Source organism: Ilumatobacter nonamiensis YM16-303 (genome assembly GCF_000350145.1).
GTDB classification, from domain to species: Bacteria; Actinomycetota; Acidimicrobiia; order Acidimicrobiales; family Ilumatobacteraceae; genus Ilumatobacter_A; species Ilumatobacter_A nonamiensis.
In genome coordinates this window covers 1-5,165 of sequence record NZ_BAOL01000046.1, presented here as the reverse complement: position 1 = coordinate 5,165, position 5,165 = coordinate 1, and the positions used below count along the sequence as shown (strand labels likewise).

3 protein-coding genes are annotated in these 5,165 nt (G+C 66.3%); 1 reads left to right on the top strand and 2 read right to left on the bottom strand.

Annotated elements, in window-relative coordinates:
* Positions 1 to 227: 227 nt before the first annotated feature.
* On the bottom strand, positions 228 to 2,639 hold the full coding sequence (locus tag ON45_RS05865) for an ATP-binding protein (protein WP_083914459.1): 2,412 nt from the start codon (positions 2,637 to 2,639) through the stop codon (positions 228 to 230).
* Between the two features lie 229 nt (positions 2,640 to 2,868).
* Between ON45_RS05865 and ON45_RS21145 the strand changes: the two genes are divergently transcribed.
* Positions 2,869 to 3,480, top strand: coding sequence for a hypothetical protein (locus ON45_RS21145; protein WP_148288543.1), 612 nt, complete (start codon positions 2,869 to 2,871; stop codon positions 3,478 to 3,480).
* 917 nt (positions 3,481 to 4,397) lie between these two features.
* On the opposite strand, the gene ON45_RS21140 is transcribed toward ON45_RS21145, so the two are convergent.
* On the bottom strand, positions 4,398 to 5,051 hold the full coding sequence (locus ON45_RS21140) for an O-methyltransferase (protein WP_051062574.1): 654 nt from the start codon (positions 5,049 to 5,051) through the stop codon (positions 4,398 to 4,400).
* Between the last annotated feature and the right edge of the window lie 114 nt (positions 5,052 to 5,165).

The following is a 5,165-nucleotide window of genomic DNA, read 5'->3' as shown; positions in this document are numbered from 1 at the left end:
CTGCGCGATGAAAGGGCTAGGGATGTCCCCGACCCGCACATCGGGGATGCCGTTGGTCGCTGACGGGCCGAACGCTATGGGACACCTCCGACAAAAAGATTGCCGGATACCGATCGGCTTGAATTGCCTCGCTCGCTGCGCAATACAGGGCGGTTCTCAGCGGTCGGATTGTTCTGAGCACTGAGTCCTGCGCCCATTGTCCGTTCTCGGACGGGCGCTGAGCGCCCTCAGTTCGCTCCAGTTGCCGCTGGGTCAGTCCCGGATCGGTTCGTGGTGCTCTTGAGCAAGCGATCGACGAGGGTGTCAATCGAATCGATGACCTCGAGAGCGTCGTCGGCGAGGTCGGGCTCGTCGTCGCCGGATTGGACCGCCGCGACTCCGATTGAGTCGATGAGCTTCGCTCGCCACTCGTTCATCATGGGCTGGTGGGTCGATCCGGTCAGTGCGAGTAGTAGATCCGATGCGGCGAGCAGCTCGGCGGCGAGATCTCTGCGCCCCAGGCGGGTCGCGCTGATGCCTGCGAGTATGCCGACGACCGAAATGCCCCATCCGGAGCGAAGCTCGATGCAGGCCTGCAGGGCGCGCTCGACCTCGACCAGGTGAATATCGGCGTCCGACAGAACGCTGATCGCTGCCTGCCCTACGAGCACCCAAGCGACGCCTTCCCCGTCGACGCCGGTCACGAGGGTGAGCGCCCGGCTGACCGATTCGTCGGCGGCGTCGAACCTCTCGTGCCGCAGATGATCGGAGCCGATGAGTATCTGTGCCCAACCCTCCAGGGCCCGCTCGTCGTAGTGCCGGGCCACGGCGATCGCCTCGTGAAGCATCCGAGTAGCCGATGCCGAGTCGTCAGCAAACTCGGCGCTGAGCCCGAGGTGGACGAGCGCGTGCGCGAGTTCGTGGCCGATGCCGAAGGCCTGGGACAGCTCGACCGCACGCTCCAACGCAGACACCGCCTCCTCGCCTTCGCCCGCGAACAGCGCCAAGGTGCCCAGGGCGTTCGCCGACCGTGCATCGATGTCGGCGGAAGAGTCCCCGTCGGCCGCGTCGGCGAGCCGGCAGAGGGCGAGCCCTTCCGCGATGTGTCCTCGGATGTCCCAGTAGCGGAACAGGGCACCGGTGATGCGGCGGGCGGTCGCCGCGTCTCCTCGGGCGCACGACGATTCCACGGCGGCGGAGAAGTCGGCGTGGTGCCGCGCCAGGTCGGAGAGCGTGGCCGCCAGCGTGTTGCCCCACATCTTCGGTTCGGCGAGCTCGGCCCGCTCCGCGAAGTACTCCGCGTGGCGACGATCAAGGCGATCTGCTTCGGACCGGGACTTCATGACGGCCACGGTGGCGCGTATCGTCTCCAGGACGTGGAACGTGGACGCCTCGTCGCTCGACCGTGAGATGAGCGACGATCCCACGAGTCGGGCGAAGGTCTGCTCGAACTCGTGGAGCGGTTGCTCCTTCCCGCTCACCGCGTGTGCCGCACCGATCTCGAACGAGCCCCTGAAGATCGAAACCGCCCGCAAGCAGCGTCGCTCGTCGTCGTCGAGCAGTTCGTAGGACCACATGACCATGTCGTCGAGGTTGGTGTAGCGGGGTTCGTCGTGGGCGCCGCCCAGTTGGAGCAACCTCTGGTCCTGACCGAGCCGTTCGGCCAAGGTCACGGGCGAATAGAGGTCGGCACGACCTGCAGCGAGCTCGATCGCGAGCGGGAGGCCGTCGAGCCGCTCGCAAATCGACGTGATCGCCGCCATCGCATCGGCGTCGAGCGACCGCGCAACGCCGCCGGTCCGCTGATCGGTGGCTGATGCCCGTTCGACGAAGAGGCTCGCGGCGTCGCTCCGAAAGGACGGGCGATCCGAATCGGTTGGTGCACTCGTGCTCAACCCGGAGAGCGGCCACCTCACCTCACCTGGGAGATAGGTCACGACCCGCGAGGTGACGAGGACGCGCACGAAAGGGCACGCGTCGAGGACGGCCGCGCACCAATCGGCCACCTCCACCGTGTGGCCTTCGCAGTTGTCGAGCACGACCAGCCAGTTGTCGTTTCCGAGGCGGGCGATCACTCGCTGGCGAAGCGGTGCCGACCCAGACCGTCCGACCTGCAGCGACCTGCCGACGTGGGCGTCGACGGTGTCGTCGCGGTCCAGGTGCTTGAACTCGACCCACAACGTCGGCCCGGAGTCGTCCCGACGGGCGACCTCGGCTGCGATCCGGCTCTTCCCGACACCTCCCGGGCCGTGCAGCGTGACGAGTCGGCTCTGTTGCAACAGATTGGGGATGCCGGCGAGCTCGCGGGTGCGGCCGACGAGCGTGTCCCAGCAGTGGACCGTCATCGTCTCGGCGCCGAGGATGGTCGTCAATGGCCCGACGGCACCGCCGTCGCTGGGGTGGGTGTCGGCGGCGCCGGTGCCGGCCCGAACGAAGGCGGTTCGTTCCTCAGCGGTCAGACCCAGTGCCCCGGCGAGTGACGTCGCCATCTGCGGAGAGGGACGTCGCAAACCCTGCTCAAGCTTTTTGATGGTGTGCTCCGAGCAGTTGGCGGCTCGGGCGAGCGCCCGCTGGGTCAGGTCTTCCGACCGTCGCCGCCGGCGAAGCTGTGTGCCGAACTCGACGAACCTCCAGCCGAAGGCGTCGTCTGCTGGTCTCATTCCGGTCGCTTTCTACTCGTGGCTCCTGCCCTCTCGGATCAGGCCAGCCGACGTCCCAGTGTCCCCGATGTGTCCCCCTCGGACACCACCGCCCGTTCCCTCGGACTCACACTAGGACACGCTGCAGATCGAATCGACTGCCGTTGGCCGCTGCAGCTCGTCAGTTCACACGGTGGTGCCGGTCCAGCGGTTCGGATGGCCGGTGTCGCCTCCACGGGAGGAGAGCACGATGAAATCAGGAACGTACGTCGACGATCGGGCACCCAGCGGGGAGTTGGCCGCGAGTAAGGCCGCCACCAAACGAACCCGCCGCGGCCTTTCGTGGCTGCTCGCAGCCGGGTTGGCGATCGCCACGCTCGGCGGCGGCTCGGCCTCCCCTGCGGAAGCTCGAGGAGGTGGAGGGTGGTCCGATCTGTTCGCCGCATGGCTGTCAAGCGCCAAGTACCACAGCGTCGAGCGAGCAGAACGCGCCGGCTACCAGCTTGGCTGGAAGAACCCGGACATCCCGATCTCCGGCTGCATCGAGCATCCGACCGACGGAGCAATGGGGTACCACTGGTTCGACCATGACGCCATCGAGGACACCGTGCTCGACCCGCTACGACCAGAGGGACTCGTCTACGAGCCGCTCCCCAACGGAAAGCTGAGGTTGGTCGCTCTCGAGTGGGTGGTGCCCGCCGAGTTGTGGCACGCCGAGCACGACGAGCCGCCCACTGTGCTGGGGCAGGAAATGGGCATCCTCAATCCGGCGCTCGGCTGGTACATCCTCCATGCGTGGGTCTGGAAGTGGAACCCCTCTGGAACCTTCAACAACTGGAATCCAAGGGTGATCTGTCCATGACGGCACACGGCGGCGTTCGCGGGAGACACGAGCGGCCCAACAGACGGGAGCGGACATGACCGAAGGCATAACGCAGGGCGTTGAGCTTGACCTCCCGGAGTGGCTGCGTGGCACAGACCGGCAGCCTGTGCGGGAGCTTGAGATCGAACCGGACTTGGCCGCGGCGCTGGGAAGGTCGACGATCGCGCTCGTGCGGATCGGGGACAAGGTTGCCGTAGAGGGGCACCCCTACCTCGGGATCTTCGAAAACGTGGCGACGGCCATCGAGAATCTCGTCGCCTACCGACCACCATCGCCGAACAAGCGGCCAATTCTGGTTCCGTTCCGCTTCCGGGGCACTCAAAATCAACATCGTCCTCGGAGTGCGGCAACGCACGTGTTCGGCACGGATGCGCTCGGTCGGGCACGCTCGGGTGCTCAAGGACGCGCGCCGGCCGGATGGGTCAGGCGATCCGTCGCAGCGTGCCACGAGTCGGCTGGCACGAGGGTCGTCGGACGGATCCTCGGAAGTTCGTTTCCCCTTCGATTCGAAGGAGGCGGCGTATAGGACTCCGGCTCCCCCGATGAACACGGCGAAGAAGATGGCAACCCAGAGTGCGATGCTCATATCGGAGTATCGCATGCCAGGATTTGGGGAGTGGCCACGCTCGCCGACATCGTGATCGACTGCCGCCACCCAGCGTCGCTGGCGCGGTTATGGCGCAGGCGCTCGACGACTACGAGATCGCATCGTACGACGCCGCCGAGGTCGCTCGTCTTGCCGCCTTCCGAGGCTCCAGCAGGGACTCGACGAGCACGGTGGGATCGTCGTCGACGTCGTCGATCCCCGCTCTGTATCGCCGCCGGTCGAACGGACCTCTGCCCCGCCCAGTACGGCACCGATGCGCTGGTTGACCCGCTCGAGATTCGCGCCGCTGCTACCGCCGAATGGCGAACGCGATCGGTGGGTTCTCCAGCCAGGTCACGTCCAGGTCGGAACGCGAGGCCAATTCGTTCGCGTACTCGGTTGTTGTCTCGGCCCAGTCGTCGCCAGCGAAGCTCGCCCAGTCGTTGCGAGGGGATCCTGTGATGGCGTCGACGAGCAGGAACCAGTTGACCATCGTCAGCAGTCCCCCCGGTCGGATCAGGCCGACCATGGCGTCGAGATGTGCAGGCCTCGCTGCGAACCACGCGTCGTCGTGGATCATGTCCACGGGTCCCTCGATGGTCTCGAGCACGTCGGCGACGCGACCGGATCGATACTCCACGCGATCGGCGTAGCCGAATTCGACTGCGATCGCCGTCGCTTCGCTGATGTGGTCGGGGTCGTCGTCGATTCCGACGACACGACTGCCCGGCTCAACGATCGATGCGAGCCAAAGTGTTGAGTAGCCGAGCCCGCATCCCAAGTCGAGAATCGACATCGGCGCGATGAGTCGTGCGAGGGAGGCGACGAGCTGCATCTGCGGTCCGCCAGCACTATGTAGTCCACAACCGTGCTGGCGTTGATGAGCCTCGCTTCGTGACTTGACGTCGACGAAGACATCGCCGCCAGCGAGTGCGAGCAGTTCCTTGCCGACGTCGACGTCCACATCGCAAGCCTCGCACGCTCGACGCACCTCAGGGCGCCCGGAAACGCGCGTCGAGGAAGTCGGCACGGACTGCGCGAGAACGGGACGTCTCCGAGCGGCCACCCGCCCGAGAAT